The organism is Micromonospora sp. NPDC051300, assembly GCF_044455315.1.
Taxonomy (GTDB): domain Bacteria; phylum Actinomycetota; class Actinomycetes; order Mycobacteriales; family Micromonosporaceae; genus Micromonospora; species Micromonospora robiginosa.
The window spans coordinates 1-22,639 of record NZ_JBITEP010000032.1 but is presented as its reverse complement, the minus strand read 5'-3'; the positions used below and the strand labels follow the sequence as shown (position 1 = coordinate 22,639).

Below are 22,639 nucleotides of genomic sequence, written 5' to 3'. Positions count from 1 at the left end.
GGCTGCGGCAAGTGTCGACTGTCGGGTGCTTGCGCCGAGACGTTTCGAAACCTCGACGCCGCCGGCGGTCCAGGACGCTGGAATCATCCAGCGCCCTGGACCGGTGCGCGTCAGGGCGCCCAGGGTGTCGTGATGTTCCAGGTGCTGTCCGCGGCCCACAGCGTGGGGGAGTTCCACGCCTCACCGCCCGTGCCGTTGCTCAGCCAGACCTCCGAGTTGTAGTGCCGCAGGTACTTGCCGCGGAAGTTGTAGGACTCCAACGAGACGCCGCTGCCCGTGACGCCGACCCGGGCGCACCAGGTGGCATCGGCGCGCAGAAGCGCCGATCCGTCGTTGGGTGAGTTGCGCACCCGTGACTCCTGGTGCCGGAGGAACTGTCCGGGGAAGTTGACCGACTCGAACGAGTAGCAGGCTGGGTCGGCCAGACCAGTCCGGACGGTGTAGGTAGCGTCGTTCTTGAGCAGCGCGGAGCTGGTCGCGTCCACCACCTCGGTGTAGGCGAGGCTGCCTCGGTGCCGCAGGTACCGGTTGGTGTAGCCGGGTGTCGTGACCTGCAGAGACCGTCGGGTGTTAAGCGGCAGTGCCACCGGTGCCGAGCTGCCGATCGACCTGGACGCGTTGATGAGGGACAGGTTGGCGGCCCGCACTCGGGCCTGGTCCATCTTCACCACCTGCCGGTCGTAGGTGAGGAACCCGTTCAGCTCACCCTCCTGGTCGGCGATCTCGGTGTACACCGAGGCGCTCAGACCCTTGCCGAGCATCAGATTCTGTGCGCCCTGCACGAGCCCGACGTAACGGTCGGTCAGCGCGGTCGAGTTCGGTTGCCACTCGTAGGCGAAGAAGTTGCCGTTCGGGCTCCACTCGTGGCCGGGCGCGCGCAGGCCCAAGCCGCCGAACTCGCCGAGCACCGCGATCCGGCTGCTCGACGGCACGGGTGAGTCGGGTCCGAGATAGACATGCCAGTCGTCGATGTCACCGTTGCCGGGATTTCCCAGTGACTGGCAGCAGTTGTAACCGCTGTGCGCGTTGACCAGTCGGGTCGGGTCCTGGTTCTTCACGTTCTGGGCGACCCGGCGGGTGTCGGAGAGTGCGCGTTCCCCCCATCCCTCGTTGTAGACGGTGTAGGTGACCACCGCCGGGGAGCTACGGTGCTCGTCGACGATCTCGCGGGCCTCGGTCTCGAGTTGCGTCTGCTGCGCGTCGGTCGCGTTGATGTCCTGTGCGGTCAGCGAGGGGACGTCCTGCCACACCAGCAGACCGAGGCGGTCGGCGTGGTAGAACCAGCGCTGCGGTTCGACCTTGATGTGCTTGCGCACCATGTTGAAGCCGAGATCCTTGTGTTTCTGCAGATCGAAGGCGAGCGCGGCGTCGGTGGGCGCGGTGTAGAGCCCGTCCGGCCAGAATCCCTGGTCCAGGGTTCCGGTCTGGAAGACGAACTGGCCGTTGAGCTTGGGCCGTAAGACGCCGTTGACCACACCGGTGCTGATCTCGCGCATGCCGAAGTAGTGCGTCGTGCGGTCGACCTGACCGCCGGCGGCGTTGCGCAGCGTGACCCGGAGGTTGTAGAGGAACGGATCGTCGGGTGACCATCGGCGGGCGTTCGGCACGGGCACCTTGAACTCGGTGAAACCGCCGGTCGCGGAGCCGACCACGGTGGCGCCGTCGAGCGCCTCGGCCAGGACGCCGTGACCGGTGACGTCTCCGCGGGTGAAGACCCGGACGCGGAGGGTGTTGTCGGCCAGGCTCGGGTAGAGGTCGACGCTGCTGATCGAGGCGGCCGGCACCGGTTCCAGCCACACCGTCTGCCAGATGCCCGAACTCGGCGTGTAGAAGATGCCACCGGGCTGCTTGGTCTGCTTGCCAATCGGCGGCAGACTGCCGTTCTGCCGGCTGTCGGTCGGGTCCCACACCTTCACCACGATCTCGTTCGCGCCGCCGCGCAGGTGCGGGGTGACGTCGAAGGTGAAGGCGTCGTAGCCACCGGTGTGAGCGCCGACGGCGTTGCCGTTGACCCAGACGGTGGTCTGCCAGTCGACAGCACCGAAGTGCAGCAGCACGCGGCGCCCACTCCAGTTCGTCGGCACCGTGACGGTCCGGCGGTAGAACAGGTAGTTGCGGTTGTCGCCGGCGCTCCGCTGCACCCCGGACAGCGCGCTCTCCACGGGGAACGGCACGTTGATGCGTTCGGGCAGGTCGGTGTTGAACTGGGGGGCGTCGTCGGTGGTGGACTGGCGTAGCTGCCACTCGCCGTTGAGGTTGAGCCAGTCCGGGCGGGTCATCTGCGGTCGCGGATAGTCCGGCAGCGGCGTGCCGTTGAGCGCCTGCGCGGTCCAGGGGGTGGTCAGCGGTGGGTTCTTCGCCGGCGCGGCATGCGCCGGTGCGGCCGGTGCGGTGAGCAGGCCAGCGACCAGGGCGAGGACGGCCAGCAGGGGCGCGGCGAGGCGGACGGGATCGGGACGTGTCATGCCGTCTCCATCGGACGGGCCGTCAGGGCCGACCTTCGCCACTGGCGGCTGGCGGTGGGGTGTCAGGGCGGCCGGTCGGTCCGGTCCCGGGGCCGGACCCGGATGTCGATGGGATTTCCGGGAGCGATCGGTGGTGATCGTATTGACTTCCATGGCCACCCGTATAACGTTATAGAGGCTCGACGGACAACCCGTCAATCCTCTTCCATCGATGTGTTGCCACGCATCGACCGGCGTTCACCACACGACCGCCCCGGCGGCTCGGTTGCGTTCCCGCGCGCCTCGGCCCGCCGCCGAGATGGTCCACCATGTCTGAGGAGTAGCCCATGAGCACCGGAAAGAAGGCCCTGACCCACCTGTCGGTCGCGCTGCTCGCCGCGTCGGTGATGCTGACCGGCTGCACCAAGAGCGAGACCGACGGCACCCCCGCTCCGGCGGGCAGCGGCGGTGAGCAGCAGGTCGCCTCCGCCGCGCCGAGCGGCGCGAGTTGCACGCTGGAGAGCTACGGCGCCCCGAAGCTGGACCTGGCCGACGCCGTCGTGGGCTTCTCCCAGTCAGAGAAGGAGGCGAATCCGTTCCGGATCGCCGAGACGCAGTCGATCCGCGACGAGGCGGCCAAGATCGGGGTGAAGAAGCTGCTGGTCACGAACGCGCAGTCGCAGCTCTCCAAGCAAATCAGCGACATCCAGGACATGCTGGCGCAGGGTGCCCAGTTCCTCATCGTGGCGCCGCTCAACAGCGATGGCCTGGAGCCGGCCCTGCAGGCTGCGGCGGCTAAGAAGGTTCCCGTCCTCACCATCGACCGTAAGATCAACGCCACCAGTTGTAAGGACTACCTGGCGTTCCTGGGTTCGGACTTCGTGACCCAGGGCAAGCGTGCCGCCGACGCCATGGTCAAGGTCACCGGGGGCAAGGGGAAGGTCGCCATCCTGCTCGGCTCCTCGGGCAACAACGTGACCACCGACCGGACCAACGGGTTCGTCGACCAGATCAAGGCGACCGCACCCGGCCTCGAGATCGTGGCGCAGCAGACCGGCGAGTTCGCGCGTGACAAGGGCCAGGCGGTGATGGAACAGCTCATCTCCAGCAACCCCGGCATCACCGCCGTCTACGCGGAGAACGACGAGATGGCGCTGGGTGCGGTGACGGCGCTGCGCTCCGCCGGCAAGAACCCGGGTAAGGATGTCAAGATCGTCTCAATCGACGGCACCCGCAACGCCGTGCAGGGCATCGTCGACGGCACCATCAACGCGGTGATCGAGTCCAACCCCCGATTCGGGCCGCTGGCCTTCAAGACCGCGCAGGACTTCTACGCCGGCACCCCGATCCCGGAGAACGTGATCATCACCGACCGGGAGTACGCGACGGACAGCGCCCGCGAGTCACTCGGCAGCGCCTACTGACCGTCCGGTCCGGGCCGGTGCGCCGTCGGGCGTACCGGCCCGGTCGTCCTGTCTCACCAAGGGAAGACCGACATGACTGACGACGCGGCGGCACCTGTTCTCGAAGTGCGGGGCCTGACCAAGAAATTCCCGGGCGTGCTCGCCTTGGACGGGGTGGAACTGGTCCTGCGTCCCGGCGAGGTGCACGCGCTGGTCGGCGAGAACGGGGCTGGCAAGTCGACGCTGATCAAGGTGATCACCGGCGTCTACCGGCCGGACGGCGGCGCCGTGCGCTACCTCGACGAACCGGTGGCCTTCGACCGGCCGATGGACGCGCAGCGCGCCGGCATCTCGACCATCTACCAGGAGGTTAACCTCATTCCGCTGATGAGCGTGGCGCGCAATCTGTTTCTCGGTCGGGAGCCCCGTCGCCTCGGGCTTGTCGACGTGGGGCGGATGAACCGCCAGGCCGGCGAGATGCTGTCCCGCTACGGCATCGAGGTCGACGTCACCCGCCCCCTGCGCTCACTGAGCCTGGCCGCCCAGCAGATGGTCGCGCTGGCCCGCGCGGTCGCCGTCGACGCCCGCGTGCTCATCATGGACGAGCCGACGTCGTCGCTCGAACCCCACGAGGTGGCCACCCTGTTCGAGGTGGTACGGCGGTTGAGCGCCCGAGGCATCGCGGTGATCTACGTCAGTCACCGCCTCGACGAACTCTACGAGTTGTGCGACCGGATCACCGTCCTGCGCGACGGCCGGACCGTGCACACCGGCCCGCTCGCCGAGCTGGATCGGCTGCAACTCGTGGCACACATGCTGGGACGCAGCCAGACCCAGGTCGCCCGGGAGGGCGTCACCGCCTTCACCGGACACGGGCCGATCGACGGCGACCCGGTCCTGCGCGCCGAAGGGCTGCGCAAGCGACATGCGCTGGACGACGTGTCGTTCACCGTGGCCGGCGGGGAGGTGGTCGGGCTCGGGGGACTGCTCGGCTCCGGCCGCTCGGAGACGGTCAAGGCCATCGTCGGTGCGCTGCCGTTGGACGCCGGCCGCGTCGTCGTGGACGGCCGGCAGATCCGCCGACCCACGCCCGCCGCCGCGCTGCGCGCGGGCATCGCGCTGCTGCCGGAGGACCGCAAGGCCGAGGGCGTCATCCCCGAATTGTCGGTACGGGAGAACATCGTGCTGGCGGCCATGCCGCGACTCGCCCGAGCCGGGGTGATCAGCCGGGCCCACCAGGACCGCATCGTCGAGACGTTCATGCGTCGGCTGCGGATCCGGGCGTCCAGCCCCGAGCAACGGGTGGGGGAGCTGTCCGGTGGCAACCAGCAGAAGGTGCTGCTCGCCCGGTGGCTCTGCCTGAATCCACGCCTGCTGCTGCTCGACGAACCGACCCGCGGCATCGACGTGGGCGCCAAGGCCGAGGTGCAGGCGCTCGTCGCCGAACTCGCCCGGGACGGTCTGGCCGTCGTGCTCATCTCCTCCGACCTTGAGGAACTGGTCGAGGGCGCCGACCGGGTGGTCGTGCTGCGGGCTGGCGCCGTGGTCGGGGAACTCACCGGCGACGACGTCTCGGAGGACGCCATCATGACCCGGCTCGCCGCCGACAGGGAGGACCGTGATGAAGACCGTTGAGACGGGCCCCGCGCCCGCCCGGTCCGTCGACCGGGCGGCGTTGACCCGGTACGTGCAGGACTACGGCGTCTACGCGGCCGTTGTGGCGCTGCTGCTGTTCAACGCCGCGTTCACCGAGAACTTCGTCGAACTCGGCAACCTGCGCACCCAACTCGTGCAGGTCGCACCGGTCCTGATCGTGGCGCTGGGCATGGCCCTGGTCATCGGCAGCGAGGGTATCGACCTCTCGGTCGGCTCGGTGATGGCGCTGGCGGCCGCGGCGCTGCCGCTCTACCTGGGGTTCGGTGCGGTGCCGGCGATCGCCGTGGCGATGCTGGCCGGAGTCGTCGCGGGCGCCCTGAACGGCGCCCTCGTCGCCGTGGTCGGTCTGCAACCGATCGTGGCGACTCTCGCCCTGCTCGTCGCGGGTCGGGGCATCGCGCTGGTCGTCGCCGACGGCCAGCTCAAACAGATCCACAACTCCGATCTGCTCGCGCTCGGCAGCGAGGAGATCCTCGGTCTGCCGGTCGTGGCGTTGATCGCCGTCGTTCTGGCGATCGTCGTCGGGCTCCTTGTCAGTCGGACCGTCTACGGCCGGCAACTGGTGGCGATCGGGGGCAATCGGGCCGCCGCGCGGCTGGCCGGTCTGCCGGTGCGGCGGGTGCTCGTCGTCACCTACGTGCTCTGCGGACTGTTCGCCGCCGTGGCCGGCGTGCTGGCGACGGCCCGGCTCACCGCCAGTGACCCGTCCGCCATCGGCAATCTCATCGAACTGTCGGCCATCACCGCGGTCGTGGTCGGTGGCACGCCGTTGAACGGTGGGCGGATCCGCGTCCTCGGCACGGTGGCCGGCGCGCTGCTCATGCAACTGCTGCGCGCCACCATGATCAAACACAACCTCCCCGACTCCACGGCGCAGATGGTGCAGGCCGTCATCATCATCGTCGCCGTCTACCTCGCCCGGCAGCGGAGGACACGATGACCGGCATCACCGACAGCACGGAACTCACGGCCGTCGCGGCACAGGCACCGCGCCGGCGTACGGCCACCAGCGAGCGGGTTGCGGCGCTCGCGCAGCGGCACGGGGCGCCGGCCGTCCTCCTGCTCGCCTGTGCCGTCTCGGCGATGCTCTTTCCCGCGTTCGCCACCCCGGACAACCTGACCGGCATCGCCATCCAGTCGGCGACGCTCGCCATCGTCGCGCTCGGCATGACCTTCGTGATCATCAGTGGCGGCATCGACCTGTCGGTCGGTTCCGTCTTCGCCCTCGGCGGGGTGCTGGCGGCGTGGGCGTCGCCGCACGGCACCGTGGCGGCGCTGCTGGTGCCACTGGCCGTCTGCGGCGGGATCGGGCTGCTCAACGGGTTGGTGATCGCCCGTACCGGCCTCGAACCCTTCATCGTCACGCTGGCCAGCCTGCTCGGCGCCCGCGGCCTGCTGCTCGCCATCACCGGCGAGGGGGCGACGACCTACCTCGTGCCGAAGAACGCGGCGTTGCTCGACGTCGGTCGCGGCACCCTGTTCGGCGTCGGATACCCGGTGTTCGTCGCCGCCGTGCTCTGCGTGCTGGGCGCTTTGCTGTTGCAACGCACCGGCTACGGTCAGGCGGTGTTCGCCGTGGGCGGCAACGCGGAAGCGGCGTCGCTGATGGGGCTGCCGGTGGCGCGGGTGAAAGTTCTCACCTACGTGCTCAGTGGCTTGCTGGCCGGCCTCGCGGGCGTGCTGAACACCGCCCGGCTCGGCTCCGGCGTCACCATCCTCGGTGTCGGCCTGGAACTGGACGCCATCGCGGCGGTGGTCATCGGCGGGACGCTGCTGATCGGCGGCGCGGGGAGCGTCAGCGGAAGTCTCTGTGGGGTGCTGCTGCTCGGCGTCATCCAGAACGTCATCAACCAGATCGGTAACCTCACCTCCTCGCTGCAGTCGGTGGTGAGCGGAGTGTTCCTGGTGGTTGTCGTCGTGACGCAGACCTATCTCAGCCGGATCCGGCGGCTGCGATGAGGGCGGGCCGGGAGTCGGTCGGCGGTGCGGGCGGGAGGGATGGCGTATGGGTGTGAGCCTGAAGGACATCGCCAAGCAGGCGGGGGTCTCGCTCGCGACCGTATCCAATGTAGTCAATGGCTACCGGCCGGTGGGGGAGAGCACCCGGCAGCGCGTTCAGCGGGCCATCGACGAGTTGGGCTACAGCCCCAACCTGAGCGCGCGGCACCTGCGCCGCGGTCGCACCGGGTTGATCGCCCTGGCCATCCCGGAGTTGACCAACCCGTATTTCGCCGAGTTGGCCGACGTGGCCATGCGGGAGGCTGCCGATCTCGGGTACACGCTGTTGATGGAGAACACCGCCGGCGACCGTGCCGAGGAGTTGACGCTGCTGGACGGCGCGCAGCGGCACATCATCGACGGCCTCATTCTCAGCCCAGTGGCGATCGGCCGCGAGGAGGTGGTGGGCCGCCGGGCCCAGTTGCCGCTGGTGCTGATCGGTGAGGGCGTCTACGACGTGCCGTACGACCACATCGCCATCGACAACGTCGCGGCGAGCCGGACGGCGACCGCGCACCTGGTGGGGCTGGGGCGTCGGCGGATCGCCTTCGTCGGGGCGCCGCCCGGGGACGACCGGCAGTCCGCCCACCTGCGCATCCGTGGCTACCGGGAGGCGCTCGCCGCGGCTGGGCTCCCGTTCGACCAACGCCTCGTCGCACCCACCGAGCAGTTCGGCCGGGCGGACGGCGAGCGCGCCATGCGTCACCTGCTGAGCCTGGACGATCCCCCCGACGCGGTGCTCGGTTACAACGACCTGACCGCCATCGGGGCCCTCCGAGCGCTCACCCGGGCTCGGGTCAACGTGCCGGCCGACGTCGTGGTGGCCGGCATCGACGACATCGAGGAGGGCCGCTTCAGCAACCCCACCTTGACCACCATCGCCCCGGACAAGCGGGAGATCGGCCGGCTGGCGGTCCGGCGGTTGGTGGCCAGGATCGAGGGCGAGGCCGGCCCACCGACGCACATGCAACCCGCGTTTCATCTGGTCGAGCGGGAGAGCACCGGTCCTGCCCGGTGACGGGAGCGGGTCCCTGCCGGGCAGCAGGGACCCGCCCCGCGGATCAGCCCAGTTGCCAGATCTGGTTCGACTGGTTCGCGCCGCACGCCCAGATGATCAGCTCGGTGCCGTTGGCGGTGCCCCAGCCGTCCGCGTCCAGACACTTGCCCGACTGCGGGTTGAGCAGCGTGCCGTTGCTCTGCTGGACCCAGCGCTGGGCGCCGCTGCCGGCGATGCAGGTCCAGAGCCAGACCTCGCTGCCGTTGGCGGTGCCGTTGCCGCGCACGTCGAGGCACTTGCCGGACTGGGGGTTGACGAAGGTGTCGCCGGAGCGGCGCCACTGTTGCGGCGCGCCGCCCCAGCAGTCCCAGAGGATGATGTTGGTGCCGTCGGCGGTGCCACCTCCGGCCACGTCGAGGCAGCGGTTGCTGCCCTGCCCGCGGATCACGGTGCTCGTGGCGGTGGCGCCGCCGACGTAGATCGACTTGCGGATCTCGGTGAGGAACCGGCTGCGGATGGTGGGATCGGCCTGGATACGTGAGTCGCCCCAGTAACCGTTGGCGCAGCCGGGCTGGCCTGCGGGAGCGCCGTTGCACTGCCACTGCGTCTGGGCGTCCCAGTTGGTGTTGATGTAGGCGACGGCCCGGATGACGTCGGTGTTGGCGTTGACGTAGCCGAAGAAGTCGGCGTACCAGGTGTCCCAGAGCGCTGTCGCGCTGATTGGCTGCGGGTTCTTCGCGAAGATGCAGCTTGAGGTCTTGGCGCCGGTGGTGAAGCCCTGCGGCGCGGCCTCGGCGATCATGACCGGCTTGCCGTGCCCGCGGGCGAAGTTCAGCGCCCGGTCCTGCAACGCTCTCGGCGAGGTGTTCGGGGCGCGGCAGGACCACTGGTAGCGCTGGTAGGTGGCGCCGTAGAACGCGGACAGCCCGACCCAGTCGACGTACTGGTCGCCCGGGTACCAGGCATCGAAGTGGTTGGCGGCCGTGACCACGTAGTTCCACTCCGGGTGGTCGGTGTGCTCGTCGATCGGCCAACCGGCGGACTGCCAGACGGTGGCGACCCGGGTCGCGCCCAGCGCGTCGATGCGACCCTTGATGAAGCGGAAGGCCTCCTTGTAGAAGTCGGCGTTGTAGCAGTTCCATGGCCCGTCGTACTCGTAGCCGATGCGCAGGAACACCTCTCGCCCGGTGTTCTTGAGCCAGGTGACCATCTCGTCGACCTTCTGCCGGTAACCGGCGGTCAGGTTGACCACGTCGGCGTCCGGGCGACCGATGATGGCGCGCAGGGGCTGGTTGTTGCAGCCCGTGCTGGCGTCGGACAGGTAGAGGCCGACGGCGAGCGCCGCGTTCGGGTACTGCGCGAGGGTGGCCGGGAAGTCGACAGTGCCCGAGCCCCAGTTGGCCGGGCCGTAGAAACCGGCGAGCGGCGGTGGGTCCCCGCCCAGCAGCAGGTTGGTGTACAGGGTTACCCCGCCGGGGCGCGGTGCGGTCGGGTCGGTGTCCAGGACGTCGCGCTTGTAGTCGGCCAACGTGCTTGAGTCCTGCCCCATGAACAGGCGGACCTTCCCGTCGGCGGGAAGGTTTCGGCCGCTGACCGCGGCGCTCGCGGGGGGCGCGGGAATCAGGCCACCGATGCTCGCCGTCGTCGCGAGGACGAGGGCGAGCGCGGCGCGTATCAGGGTACGGGACCGGCGTGCGCCGCCGGTCGAGCGGATGGTCCGCATCGAAGCTCCCTGGTTCGGAGGTGGTGGGGGGCGCCGTTCTCGCGCCGAAGCGGTCCGGCGTGGGAACGACGGCCGGAATGTAACGACGTTTCGATCGAAAGTCCCGACGTTTCGAAACACGCCGGCAACATTCGATTATCGAAAACTGTCGACCTCCGGGCGGCTGGCTGCCTAGCGTTCGCCCATGTCACGTACCCGTGCCCTGTCGATGCTCGCGGCCCTGCTGATGGTCGTCGGCCTCGTCACCGTGCTGTCCCCGTCCACCCCCGCGTCGGCCGCGACGTTCCTCCCGGCCGATGGCGGCCGACTGTTGTTCGTCGGCCAGTCCACCGCCGCCGCCTGGAACGACTACACCTCGTTCGCCGCACCGCCGTCCGGCGGCTCGGTGTACTACGAGGTGAGGTCCGGCACCTGGGTCAATCCCGGCCACCGCGACCACGCCACCCAACTCGCTCAGCAGGGCCGGATGGTCCAGGTGGGCATCTCCTGGAAGGACAACCCGCCCGGCTACACCGGCGGCGACGAGAACACCAAGGCGGCCCGCTCGCGCGCGGTGACCCAGGAGATCGCCGACGGGCGTCACGACGCCCAGTTCGGCAACCTGATCGCCTTCGTCAATCAGTACCCCGCGGCGAAGTTCTTCCTCCGCGTCGACTACGAGGTGTCGTCGTTCTACCACTGCACCGACGCCTCGTGCGCGTCCTACCGGAACGCGTTCGCGAAGGTGCGCTCGTTGATCAACGCCGCAAAGCGACAGGACAACGTCACCTACGTGTTCCACCCGGTGCGGGGCGAGTTCGAGAAGCTCTACCCGGGTGACGCGGTCACCGACTGGATCGGCGTCTCGGTCTTCGCCCACGAGCTGTGCCTGCCGATCTACGACAACGGCTACCTCTACAACGGCACCCCACCGCAGAACTACGACACGGCGGCCTCGCAGTGCCGCAACGCCTACGTCGGCACGGACACGGCCGGCAATCCGGCAGCGGTGTGGCGCAACTGGGACCACGACGCGAACGTGTTGAAGATGATGAAGTTCGCCAAGGACCACGGCAAGCCGATGATCGTCTCGGAGGCCGGGATGATGAACTTCACCGACAACGGCGCCGACACCGCGGGTCTGGAAGCCCAGCGCGGCGATCTGTGGGTTCGGCGGCTGTTCTCGCTGATGGACTACGTGGGTCCGATTCCGAACATGTCAGGCAGCTACGACCTGCGCGGCGTGATCCGCGCCGCCGTCTACATCAACCTCGACTTCCGCTTCGGCTGGGACGGCGTGGACGACGGATCCTTCGACTTCCCGGTCAACTCGACCTGGTTCGTCGACGGCCGGCTGTCCCGTTACGCGGAGGCGCGCGCCTCGTTCTGCCGGGGGCTGACCGAGCGTAACTTCGTCACCCGCTGCACCGGCGGCACCGACCGGGCGATTGTCGGCGCCGGCAGCGGGCGCTGCGTCGACGTGGCCGGCGGCGGCACGGCGGACGGTACCGCGGTGCAGTTGTGGGACTGCCTGGGCAACGGCGCCCAGCGCTGGCGCCGGGCCGGTGACACCTTCGTCAACACCGGGTCCGGCAAGTGCCTCGACGTCCGTGGGGTCGGTACCGCCGACGGCAGTCAGGTGTGGCTGTGGACCTGCGTCGCCGGCAGCGCCGCCCAACGGTGGCTGGTCAACCCCGACGGCACCTTGGTCAACCCGAACTCCGGCAGGTGTCTCGATGCGGCCGGGTGGGGCACCGCCAACGGCACCCGGTTGCAGATCTGGGCCTGCGGGACGAACCAGTCCAATCAGCGGTGGCAGGTGGTCTGACGGCGTGACCCGGGCCGCCGGGCGCGAGCCGGTGGCCCGGGTCAGGTCGGTGGCGGGGGAGCGGTGCTCTCCCGCTCGACCAGCGTCGTGGCCAGCTCGATGCGATGGGTGTCGAGTCGCTGGCCACCGATGATGCGCAGCAGCGTGCGGGCGGCGGTGACGCCCATCTCCCGCAGTGGCTGGCGCACGGTCGTCAGCGGGGGAGCGGTCCACTGGGCGAAGTTCAGGTCGTCGAAGCCCACCACGCTGACGTCGTGCGGGATGCTGCGCCCGACCTGCCGCACCGCCTCGTAGACGCCGGTGGCCTGCTGGTCGCTGCCTGCGAAGATGGCGGTCGGCGGCTCCGGCAGGGCGAGCAGGCGCTGGGCGGCGGCCAGGCCGCCAGCGTGGTGGAAGTCGCCGTAGCGAACCAGCTCACGGCACACGGGCAGGCCCGACGCCTCCAGCGCGGCCCGGTAACCGGCGACCCGGGCCCGGGTGCACAACATCTGCTCCGGACCGCCGATCACACCGATCCGGCGATGACCCAGAGCGAGGAGATGTTCGGTGGCGGCATAGCCGCCACCGAAGTTGGTGGCCCCGATCGAGGGAACCTCCGGCGGCGGCAGGCTGACCCCGTCGACCACGACGAACGGCAGCGTCCGCCGGGCCAGCTCGGCGCGTTGCTCCTCAGCAAGTTCCGAGAGCACCAGGATGGCCCCCTGCGAGCCGCGGGAGATCAGCGAGTCCAGCCAGCGTCGGGTCAGGCTGGCCCGGTTGTGCACGGCCGAGACGACGAGGCTCATGTTGACCTCCTCGGCCACCTCCTCCACCCCGGTCAGGATCTCCAGCGCCCATGCGCTGTCCAGCTCGTTGATCACCAGATCGAGGAGATCTCCTCGCCGGCTGGTCCGCCGCGGCACCCGGGGCCGCTGGTAGCCGTGCAGGGTGAGCAGGCGCTCCACATGCGCCCGGGTCGTCGGTGCGACGTCGCTGTGCCCGTTGAGCACCTTGGAGACGGTGGGCACCGAGACGTTCGCCTCCCGAGCGATCGTCGCGAGCGTGCACCGGGACGCCGGAGCAGCCGATGTGCCTCCCACGGTGCCTCCCTCTCGCCGCGGTGCCCGGTGGTGCGCCGCGTCCGGCCAGTCTGCCCCCGCCGAGGTCACAGTTTCCTACATGTTTCGAAACTTGTTGGTCGATGTTTCGACCCGCCCTACGTTGTGTCGCACCGCACCGGTGCCGCCGCCGCCCGTCTGGCGACGGCACGACCGGACCGTTCGCGCTCGCCGCGGGACGGTGCCGGGCGGACCCCACCAGAAGTGTGTTGCGGGCCGGCTGGCCCGATCATGGAGGAGGCAACGATGGCGCCTTGGCGCACCCCGCCCCGTCGCGGAGCCGCGGGCATCAGATTGGCCGCCGGGCTGACCGCCGCCGTGCTAGCCGTGGCGGTGAGTGGTTGCGGCGGCGGCGACGGCGGCTCGGGTGGCAAGACCACCCTCACCGTCGCGGTGTTCAGTGACTTCGGGTACGAGCCCCTGGCCAAGGAATACATGACCGCGCACCCGGACATCGAAGTGAAGATCCGCAAGGCGGAGTTCGACCCGCACCACAAGCAACTCGCCACCCGGCTGGCAGCCGGCTCCGGCGCGGCCGACGTCGAGGCGGTGGAGGAGGGCTTCCTGCCGCAGTTCCGGCAGTCCAAGGACAAGTTCGTCAACCTCGCGGACTACGGCGCGGCGGACCTGAAGAGCCAGTGGCTGCCGTGGAAGTGGGAGCAGGGTGTCGCCGAGGGTGGCGCGTTCGTGATGGGCCTCGGCACCGACATGGGCGGTCTGGCGCTGTGCTACCGCGCGGACCTGTTCAAGGCCGCCGGGCTGCCGACCGGCCGTGACGAGGTGTCCAAGCTCTACACGAGCTGGGACGACTACTTCGCTGTCGGCCAGCGGTTCGTCGCCGCCGGCGGCAAGGCAAAGTGGTTCGACAGCGCCGGCAACGTCTACAGCGCCATGATCAATCAGCTACCGTACGGCTACTTCAACCCCGACGACACCTACGTGGGCGACTCGAACCCGCAGATCAGGGACACCTTCGCCGCGGTCGCCGCAGCAGCCAGCGGCAAGGGCATGTCGGCCCAGCTCGACCCGTTCAGCCAGCAGTGGAACGTTGGATTCAAGCAGGGCACCTTCGCCACGCTGCCGTGCCCGAGCTGGATGCTCGGCCTGATCAAGGACGGCTCCGGGCCGGCGAACGCCGGCAAGTGGGACATCGCCAAGGTGCCTGGCAGCGGCGGCAACTGGGGCGGATCATTCCTGACGGTGCCGAAGCAGGGCAAGCACCCCAAGGAAGCCTACGAGCTGGCGAAGTTCCTCACCTCACCGGAGTCGGAAACCAAGATCTTCCAGAACGTCGGAAGTCTGCCCTCGCAGCCCGGCCCGCTGAAGGACCCGGCGGTGCTCGACTTCCGCAACGAGTACTTCAACAACGCCCCGGTGGGGGAGATCTTTGCCCGCTCGGGTGAGAGCCTGCGCCCCAACTACCGCGGCACCCGTGACGGCGACGTCCGGCCGGTCTTCGGACGCGCGTTGGCCCGCGTCGAGCAGGGCAAGCAGTCACCCGACGAGGCCTGGCAGGCCGCGCTCGGTGAGGCCCGGAAGACCCTCGGCTGATCGGCTGTCGACCGCGGGTGGCACGGACACCCCCGTGCCACCCGCGCCGACGCGAACCCTCGGAGTTGACATGACCACCGACGTGAGCCTCCGCCGGGCCGCCCGGCACCGACCCGCGGCCCCACCTCCTGCGCCCCGGCGCCGCACGCTGGCCGACGTGCTGGACCGCCGGACGACCCCGTACCTGTTCATCGCGCCGTTCTTCGTTTTGTTCGGAGTCTTCGGGCTGTTCCCCCTGCTCGCCACGTTCTGGATGTCGCTGCATGACTGGCATCTGATCAACGGCGACAGCGGCTGGACGGGTGTGCAGAACTACCGCACGCTGCTCGCCGACGGAGACTTCTGGAACGCGCTGTTCAACACCCTGAGCCTGTTCGTCATTTCCACCGTGCCGCAACTACTGCTGGCCCTCGGCCTCGCGTCGGCGCTGAACACCACGCTGCGCGCTCGGACGTTCTGGCGGGCCGGTGTGCTGGTGCCCAACATCGTCTCGGTGGTCGCCGTGGCGCTGGTCTTCGCGCAGGTCTTCGGCAAGGACGCGGGGATCGCGAACTGGCTGCTCGGCTTCGTCGGGATCGAGCCGATCAACTGGCAGGCCGAGAAGTGGTCCGCGCACCTGGGTATCAGCATGATTGTCATCTGGCGCTGGACCGGCTACAACGCGCTGATCTACCTGGCCGCCATGCAAGCCGTGCCCGCCGATCTCTATGAATCGGCCCGGCTCGACGGCGCCTCGGCCTGGTCGGCGTTCTGGCACGTCACGGTCCCGATGATTCGGCCGACGATCCTGTTCACCACCGTGGTGTCGACAATCGGGGGATTGCAGTTGTTCGCCGAACCACTGCTCTTCGACGGCCAGGGTGAGCCCAACGGCGGTTCGGACCGCCAGTTCCAGACCGTGACCATGTACCTCTACGAAAAGGGCTTCACGCTCTTCGACGCCGGCTCCGCCTCCGCGGTCGCCTGGCTGCTGTTCCTGCTCATCGCCGTGTTCGCGCTGGTGAATTTCCTCGCGGTCCGGCGCTCGGTGGCGAGCCGGTGAAGGGAAGACGACCATGGTGACCTCCACGCGTGTCGGTGCCGCGCCCCCCCTCGCGGCCCGGCCGGGCCGCTACTCGCGCGGCCGCCGGCCCGGGAAATTGATCTACTTGTTCCTCGCCGCCGTGCTGGTGGCCTCGATGTTCCCGCTCTACTGGACCTTCGTGGTCGCCAGCAACGACAACAGCGTCATCGGCAACGCCACCCCACCGCTGACACCCGGTGGGCACCTGCTGGACAACATCGCCCGGGTCTTCGACAGCTCCGAATTCGGGGTGGCGCTGACCAACTCGTTCCTGGTCGCCACCTCCGTCGCGGTGGGTAACGTCTTCTTCGCCTCACTCGCCGGCTTCGCGTTCGCCCGCCTGCGCTTCCCGGGCCGCAACGCCCTGCTCGTGCTGGTGATCTCCACCATGATGGTGCCGACCCAGCTCGGCATCATCCCGCTCTACCTGCTGATGACCGAGTTGGGCTGGACCGGTCGGTTGCAGGCGCTCATCGTCCCCGCGTTGGTCTCCGCGTTCGGTGTCTTCTGGATGCGACAGGCGGTGGAGGAGACGGTGCCGGCGGAACTCGTCGAGGCGGCGCGGGTCGACGGGTGCAGTCTGATCCGGGTGTTCTGGCACGTCGTTCTTCCGGCGATCCGGCCCGCCGCGGCGGTGCTCGGCCTGTTCACCTTCATGACAGCCTGGAACGACTTCTTCTGGCCGCTGGTGGTGCTCAACCCGGAGAACCCGACCGTCCAGGTGGCGCTGTCGGTGCTCGCCAGCGGTTACTACACCGACTACGCCCTGATGCTCACCGGCGCCACCCTCGGCGTGCTTCCGGTGCTCGTGGTCTTCGTCCTACTGGCCCGACAAATCGTCGGCGGAATCATGCAGGGAGCGGTCAAGGGATGACGGAACTGCTCGCGCCCGGCCGACCAGAACCCGCCGGCGAGGACACGGCTCTGATCCGCAACCCGGTGCTGCCCGGCTTCCACCCCGATCCGTCGATCCTGCGGGTCGGCGACGACTACTATCTCGCCACCTCCACGTTCGAGTGGTACCCGGGGGTACGGGTGCACCACTCCCGCGACCTGGTGCACTGGCGTCCGCTTGGTGGTCTGCTGACCGACCGGCGCCTGCTGGACCTGACCGGCTGTCCGGACTCGGGCGGGGTGTGGGCGCCCTGCCTGTCCCATGTCGACGGCGAGTTTCACCTGGTGTTCACCGACGTCGACGGGTATACCGGTGGATTCTGGGACACCCCCAACTTCGTCACCACCGCACCGTCGATCGATGGACCGTGGTCCGATCCGGTGCCGTTGCACGCTCGTGGCTTCGACCCCTCGCTGTTCCACGACGACGACGGCCGCAGCTGGCTGCTGTCCAACGCCTGTGACTGGCGGCCGGGCCGGTCCTGGGCCGGCGGGATCATCGCGCAGGAGTACGACCGACACCGCCGTGTCCTGGTCGGGGAGCCGATCACTCTCTTCGAGGGCACGCCGGCCGGTTTCACGGAGGGGCCGCACCTGTACCGCCGGGGGGGCTGGTACTACCTGGTCACCGCCGAGGGGGGCACCGGTTGGGAGCATCAGGTGACCGTGGCCCGCTCCCGCTCGCTGACCGGCCCGTACCTGGCGGACCCGAACGGACCGATGCTCACCTCGACCCATCGCCCGGATCTGCCCCTGCAGAAAGCCGGCCACGGCAGTCTGGTCGCCGCTCCGAACGACGAGTGGTACCTGGCGCACCTCACCGCGCGTCCACTCGGTCGCCGGGGCGCGTGCGTCCTCGGTCGGGAGACCGCGCTGCAGCGCGTCGAGTGGACGGTGGCAGGCTGGCCGCGCATCGAGGGCGGCATTCCACACGAGCGGGTGCCCGGCCCTCGACTCGCCACACGCCCGTGGCGAGAGGCGGCGAAGACCGACGACTTCGACGCCGATCGGCTCGGCCCGGCCTGGAGCACTCTGCGCCGGCCGCCGTCGCCGGATTGGCTGTCGCTGACCAGCCGCCCCGGCCACCTGCGGCTCGCGGGGGGCCAGTCGCCGTCGTCGCGGCACCGGGTGAGCCTGGTCGCCCGGCGGGTCGACCACCCACGCGCCACCTTCTCGGCGGTGGTCGACTTTGTGCCCCGGTCGTACCAGCATCTCGCCGGTGTGGTCGCCTACTACAACACCCGCAACTGGTACTACGCCCACCTCACCTGCCAGGACGGCATCGGCGTGGTGGCCGACGTGCTGATCTGCCGGCGCGGACGGTTGCGCCGTCTGGACCGGCCGATGCCGGTGCGCGGGCCGGTCGAGCTGCACGCCGCGCTGGACGGGCCGGAGCTGCGCTTCGCCTACGGGGCACCGGGGACAGCTCCGACCTGGTGGCCGGACACGTTCGACGCGACCATTCTCTCCGACGAGTACGCCACCGAAATCGTCGACGGCGTGCCCGAGGTGTGGGGCTTCACGGGCGCCTTCTTCGGTCTCTGGGTCCAGGACCTGACCGGCGGTGACGCGTACGCCGACTTCGACCGGACGACGTACGGGGCGGCGCCCTAGCCTGCCGGACGAGGCGGAGCGACCCGATGGCACCGCATGGGTGAATTGGCCGGGTTCTGACGGCAGAGCGGTGTTTCGAAAACACTGGCTCGGACGAGGATAGGCATCAGATTCTGTCGATGACAGTGTTGCTGTGACGTTCGAGCCAGAACATCCTCGCGCGGGCTCCGATCCCTCCGTCACCGGGCGGCGGAGGGATCGGAGCCGGCCGGCGGCAGTTCGCCGGGAGCGCGGGCCACCACCAGGAGAGACCATGACCCCAGGACGACCGCTGTTGCCCGGCGGCATTGAACCCGCGCCCGAACGGGCGAAGTCCGTCGAACTGATCTCCACGAGCCCGGCCCCGGAACGGCTGGCCGGCCGACACCGCAGAGTAAACCGCTCCCGAACCGGACCGGTCGCCGCTCGCCTCGTCGTGGTCACCGTCGTGGCCCTCGCCGGCGTCGTCGCCACGCTCACCGCACCGGGGACCACCCGCCCGGCCGTGGCCGCGAGCGGGGCGCCGGTCGATAGCCAGGCCGCCCTTTATCCGCGTGCGGTACGGCTTGCCAGCTCCGGTGCCGCGAGCGGTCGGGTGATACTCACCGTCACGCAGTTCGCGCCCGGCGGACCGGTCGCGGGCATCTACGAGAGCATTGCCGACGGTCCCTTCCGTCGCGTCGGCGCGGTCACCGACCCGGTGGCTCGGCAGGGCCTGTGCTGCACCACGCTGTTCGAGCTGCCGCGACCGCTCGGCGGACTGCCCGCGGGCACGTTGCTCTGGGCCGGCAGCCTCGGCCAGGACGGCGGGGTCGACAGGCGCATGTCGATCCGCGTCTGGGCGAGCAACGACGTGGGCCGCACCTGGCGCTACCTGTCCACCGTCGCCCAGTCGAGCAACGCCGGCGGGCTGTGGGAGCCAGAGTTCTTCGTCGACGCGGCCGGACAGCTCGTCGCGCACCTCGCCGACGAGAGCCAGCCCGGCCGCAGCCAGGTCCTCGTGCAAGCCATCAGCGCCGACGGGCTCACCTGGTCACCTCGGTCGCCGATCGTGACCGGACCACAGCCGGGGCACCGCCCCGGCATGCCCGCCGTACGCCGGATGCCCAACGGCACCTACCTGCTCGCGTACGAGGTGTGTGGCTTCGGCGGCCAGTACGACTGCGCGGTGCGCTCCCGTACCTCCGTGGACGGAACGACCTGGGGTGACCCGGCCCGGCTCGACCCCCTGGTCCAGACCGCCGACGGCCGCTATCTGACCGCCACTCCCACGCTCGCCACCACCGCGACCGGCCGTGCGCTGCTGGTGGCGCAGCGCGTCCGTAACGCCGATGGCACCGATGCCGCGCTCAACGGCCGGGCGCTGTTCGTCAACCTGGACAACGGTCGGGGCGCCTGGTACGCGGCACCCGTCCCGGTGGCGGTGCCAGGCGCGCGCCCGGGCGTCTGCCCCAATTACAGCCCCACCCTGGTGCCATCCGCCGACGGCTCCTCGCTGTTGCAGGTCAGCACCGACGACGCTGCCGACGGCACCTGTCGCGCCTACTCGGCCTCGGCGCTTCTGCCGCCGAGTTCCGCACGCCCCGGTCGCTTCGCGGGCGGCGCCGGGAGCTGCGTCGATGTCGCGGGCGGCGGCACCACCAACGGTGCCGACGTGCAACTGTGGCAGTGCAACGACGCGCCGGTGCAGCGGTGGACTTTGCGCCCCGACGGGTCGGTCGGCGCTCAGGGACGCTGTTTGGACGTCCCCGGGGCGGCAACCGCGGCCGGCACCAGACTGCAGATCTGGGACTGCAACGGCTCACCGGCCCAACAGTGGTTGCGCCGCGGCGACGCACTGGTCAACCCGAACTCCGGCCGGTGTCTCGACGCACCCGGCGGCGCGACCGCCAACGGAACCCGCTTACAACTGTGGGACTGCAACGGCCTCGCCGCACAACGCTTCCCCTACGTCCCGGCGGTGGATCACCCGCCGCAACTGCGGCCCGGAGGCACGGTCTCCCTGCGGGTGACCACGCCCGGTTTCACCGACCGGTACCTGCGCCATCGCAACTTCCTCGCGGTGACGTCGGTGCTCGACGCCGGCGCCGCCGAGTCCGACCGACGGGACGCGACGTTCCGCGTTCAGCCGGGTCTGGCGGACCCGAACTGCGTCTCCCTGGCGGCCGTCAACGTCTCCGGCGCCTACCTGCGGCACCGCGACTTCCGGGTACGGCTGGACAGCTTCACCGACACCGCGCTGTTCCGCGCCGACGCCACGTTCTGCCCCGAGAGCACCCCGGGCGGAGTCCGCCTCCGCTCAGCCAACCTGACCGACCGCTACCTGCGTCACTACGACGCTGCCGGATACGTCACCGAACCCGGAGGCGGCAACGCCTTCGACAATCCGGTCGACTTCGAGGACGACACCGTCTGGCAGCCCAGCGGCCCACTCGCTCCCTGAACCATCCGCATTCCACCGCGACGCCCCGCTCTTACCGAGGAGGATCCGATGAACTGGCGATCCCGCCCACTCGCCGCCGCCGCCGGGCTGGTGGTCACCGCGGCCACCGCATTGCTGGCAGTAAGCACGGCCCCGGCCAGCGCCGCCCCCTTGCTGTGCGACCAGTACGCCACCGCTCAGGTCCAGGGCGGTCGGTACATCGTGCAGAACAACCGCTGGGGCGCCAGCACCACCCAGTGCATCGACGTGTCGAACGCCGGCTTCACAGTGACCCGAGCCGACCACAACAACTCCACCAGTGGCCCGCCGGCCTCCTATCCGTCCATCTACGCCGGCTGCCACTACGGCGCCTGCACCGCCAACAGCGGCCTGCCGGCCCGAGTGGCCGGGTTGACCAACCCGAGAGCTACGTTCAACATCAACACCCCCGACTCCGGTGAGTGGGACGCGGCCTTCGACCTGTGGTTCGACGCCAACCCCAACCCGGCCGGGCAGAACTACGGCGCCGAACTGATGATCTGGACCAACCACCGCGGCCGCCCACAGCCCATCGGCAGCCGTGTCGCCACCGTCACCATCGAGGGTGGCACCTGGGACGTGTGGTTCGGCAACATCGGCTGGAACGTCATCTCCTATGTGCGGACCACGCCGAGCAACACGTTCGCGAACTTCAGCCTGAAGTCCTTTATCAATGACTCCGTCGGTCGAGGAAAGATCGACACGAACTGGTACATGACGAGCGTGCAGGCCGGCTTCGAGCCCTGGATCGGCGGTGCGGGCCTGGCGGTCAACCTCTTCGACTTCAACATCAACGGCGACGCCACCGGTGGCGGAGGAGGGGGCGGCACGTCCGTCATCCGTGGGGTGGCCGCCAACCGCTGCGTCGACGTGGCCGGCTGGGGTAGGGCCGACGGCACCCCGGTGCAGCTCTACGACTGCTTCCCGAACAACGGCAATCAGCAGTGGCGTCGCGTCGGCAACACGTTCGTCGGCGTCGATTCCGGCAAGTGCCTGGACGTCTCGGGCGGACGTACCGCCAACGGCAGCGTCGTGCAGCTCTGGACATGTCTGAACAATGACGCCCAGCAGTGGACCGTCAACGGTGACGGCTCGATCGTGAACCCACGCTCGGGGAAGTGTTTGGACGCCCTCGAGTACGGAACGGCCAATGGGACGAGGTTGCAGATCTGGGAGTGTGGTCGTCCGCTCGGTGGCAACCAACAGTGGCGGCTGGGCTGACCGGCGTCATCTGTCCGGCGCTCTCCGGTACCGGTCGGACCGGCCGGTACCGGGGTGCTCACGGCACCCGGCGGTCACACAGCGGTCACGGTCCTGCTCGTGAAGCTACGGTGCAGCCGCCGCGACCTGCGGCGGGCGGCGCGGTCGGCGGACGGCGTCAGGAGGCGGTCGCGTCCCTGTAGTAATAGCGCAGGATCGCCTGGTAGGTCCGGCCCGCGTTCGCGGGGTCACGCGAGCCGTACTGTGACATCCAGTCCCCGTCCACCCAACCACCGCAGGCAGTTGTGGTCGCGCAGTAGTGCGCCTGCATGATGTAGCCGCTGCGGGTCAGCCGGGTCGACCAGGTGCGGTCCACCGCGGCGGAGGTCGACAACTGCGCCGACGACGGTCGGTAGACCTGGTCGGTGGCGTCGTCACGGATGTCGTAGCACTGTCCGCCGGAGGTCTTTCGGGTCGAGTGCAGCGCCCAGTACCAGCCATAGCTCTTGACGGCTACGGCACCGGCGTTCAGCGAGGCGTTCGGCCAGCTCGGCACCCACTCGTTCGGGGGGACGTTCTTGACGTACGTCTTGATAGTCGACCCGGTCGACCCGTCCGAGACCGACCCGGTAGACCAGAATGGCGCTCGGTAGTGTGCTTAAAACTCCTAACTCTGGTTGCGTTGGAGTTGGCGCCAGCAGATGAGGGAGCAGGCGAGGCTGAGGAAGGCTTCGTGGATGTCGTCGCGGATT

Annotated in this window: 16 protein-coding genes; 12 read left to right on the top strand and 4 right to left on the bottom strand. The window is 69.4% G+C overall.

Going from position 1 to position 22,639, the window contains the following annotated elements; translation table 11 throughout:
• Window positions 1-110: 110 nt before the first annotated feature.
• Entirely contained in the window at window positions 111-2,465 is a 2,355-nt protein-coding gene (locus tag ACIA5A_RS26385) for an AbfB domain-containing protein (protein ID WP_396767127.1), read from the bottom strand.
• A 326-nt stretch (window positions 2,466-2,791) separates the two neighbouring features.
• Between ACIA5A_RS26385 and ACIA5A_RS26380 the strand changes: the two genes are divergently transcribed.
• The 5 genes from ACIA5A_RS26380 (at window position 2,792) to ACIA5A_RS26360 (ending at window position 8,519) form a co-directional block, all read left to right on the top strand.
• A complete protein-coding gene (locus tag ACIA5A_RS26380) occupies window positions 2,792-3,868 on the top strand; it encodes an ABC transporter substrate-binding protein (protein ID WP_396767126.1) in 1,077 nt (358 codons plus the stop codon).
• A gap of 72 nt (window positions 3,869-3,940) precedes the next feature.
• A complete protein-coding gene (locus tag ACIA5A_RS26375) occupies window positions 3,941-5,482 on the top strand; it encodes a sugar ABC transporter ATP-binding protein (RefSeq protein WP_396767125.1) in 1,542 nt (513 codons plus the stop codon).
• On the top strand, window positions 5,469-6,443 hold the full coding sequence (locus ACIA5A_RS26370; RefSeq protein WP_396767124.1) for an ABC transporter permease: 975 nt from the start codon (window positions 5,469-5,471) through the stop codon (window positions 6,441-6,443). The genes ACIA5A_RS26375 and ACIA5A_RS26370 overlap by 14 nt, the downstream gene beginning before the upstream one ends.
• Window positions 6,440-7,462 (top strand): ABC transporter permease, encoded by a 1,023-nt coding sequence (locus ACIA5A_RS26365; protein WP_396767123.1) that lies wholly within the window; start codon window positions 6,440-6,442, stop codon window positions 7,460-7,462. The genes ACIA5A_RS26370 and ACIA5A_RS26365 overlap by 4 nt, the downstream gene beginning before the upstream one ends.
• Before the next feature lie 46 nt (window positions 7,463-7,508).
• A complete protein-coding gene (locus tag ACIA5A_RS26360) occupies window positions 7,509-8,519 on the top strand; it encodes a LacI family DNA-binding transcriptional regulator (RefSeq protein WP_396767122.1) in 1,011 nt (336 codons plus the stop codon).
• A 43-nt stretch (window positions 8,520-8,562) separates the two neighbouring features.
• On the opposite strand, the gene ACIA5A_RS26355 is transcribed toward ACIA5A_RS26360, so the two are convergent.
• Window positions 8,563-10,047, bottom strand: coding sequence for an RICIN domain-containing protein (locus ACIA5A_RS26355; RefSeq protein WP_396767121.1), 1,485 nt, complete (start codon window positions 10,045-10,047; stop codon window positions 8,563-8,565).
• A gap of 358 nt (window positions 10,048-10,405) precedes the next feature.
• Between ACIA5A_RS26355 and ACIA5A_RS26350 the strand changes: the two genes are divergently transcribed.
• The gene (locus ACIA5A_RS26350) at window positions 10,406-12,028 is read left to right on the top strand and encodes a ricin-type beta-trefoil lectin domain protein (protein WP_396767120.1); all 1,623 of its coding nucleotides are present in this window, start codon (window positions 10,406-10,408) and stop codon (window positions 12,026-12,028) included.
• Between the two features lie 41 nt (window positions 12,029-12,069).
• Here ACIA5A_RS26350 and ACIA5A_RS26345 read toward each other — a convergent pair whose 3' ends face one another.
• The gene (locus tag ACIA5A_RS26345; protein WP_396767119.1) at window positions 12,070-13,107 is read right to left on the bottom strand and encodes a LacI family DNA-binding transcriptional regulator; all 1,038 of its coding nucleotides are present in this window, start codon (window positions 13,105-13,107) and stop codon (window positions 12,070-12,072) included.
• 264 nt (window positions 13,108-13,371) lie between these two features.
• Here ACIA5A_RS26345 and ACIA5A_RS26340 point away from each other — a divergent pair, with 264 nt between their 5' ends.
• The 6 genes from ACIA5A_RS26340 to ACIA5A_RS26315 all read left to right on the top strand — a co-directional run bounded on the left by ACIA5A_RS26340 (window position 13,372) and on the right by ACIA5A_RS26315 (window position 21,908).
• Entirely contained in the window at window positions 13,372-14,676 is a 1,305-nt protein-coding gene (locus tag ACIA5A_RS26340) for an ABC transporter substrate-binding protein (RefSeq protein WP_396767118.1), read from the top strand.
• A 70-nt stretch (window positions 14,677-14,746) separates the two neighbouring features.
• Window positions 14,747-15,718 carry a carbohydrate ABC transporter permease gene (locus tag ACIA5A_RS26335; protein WP_396767117.1) on the top strand — a complete coding sequence of 324 codons (972 nt, stop codon included), beginning with the start codon at window positions 14,747-14,749 and terminating at the stop codon, window positions 15,716-15,718.
• Window positions 15,719-15,731: 13 nt separating this feature from the next.
• Window positions 15,732-16,613, top strand: coding sequence for a carbohydrate ABC transporter permease (locus ACIA5A_RS26330; RefSeq protein ID WP_396767116.1), 882 nt, complete (start codon window positions 15,732-15,734; stop codon window positions 16,611-16,613).
• Window positions 16,610-18,247 (top strand): glycoside hydrolase family 43 protein, encoded by a 1,638-nt coding sequence (locus tag ACIA5A_RS26325; RefSeq protein ID WP_396767115.1) that lies wholly within the window; start codon window positions 16,610-16,612, stop codon window positions 18,245-18,247. The genes ACIA5A_RS26330 and ACIA5A_RS26325 overlap by 4 nt, the downstream gene beginning before the upstream one ends.
• A 253-nt stretch (window positions 18,248-18,500) precedes the next feature.
• Window positions 18,501-20,669 (top strand): AbfB domain-containing protein, encoded by a 2,169-nt coding sequence (locus tag ACIA5A_RS26320; protein ID WP_396767114.1) that lies wholly within the window; start codon window positions 18,501-18,503, stop codon window positions 20,667-20,669.
• 48 nt (window positions 20,670-20,717) lie between these two features.
• Window positions 20,718-21,908: an RICIN domain-containing protein gene (locus ACIA5A_RS26315; RefSeq protein WP_396767113.1), complete on the top strand. Its 1,191-nt coding sequence runs from the start codon at window positions 20,718-20,720 to the stop codon at window positions 21,906-21,908.
• A gap of 157 nt (window positions 21,909-22,065) precedes the next feature.
• On the opposite strand, the gene ACIA5A_RS26310 is transcribed toward ACIA5A_RS26315, so the two are convergent.
• Entirely contained in the window at window positions 22,066-22,482 is a 417-nt protein-coding gene (locus ACIA5A_RS26310) for a SpoIID/LytB domain-containing protein (protein ID WP_396767169.1), read from the bottom strand.
• Between the last annotated feature and the right edge of the window lie 157 nt (window positions 22,483-22,639).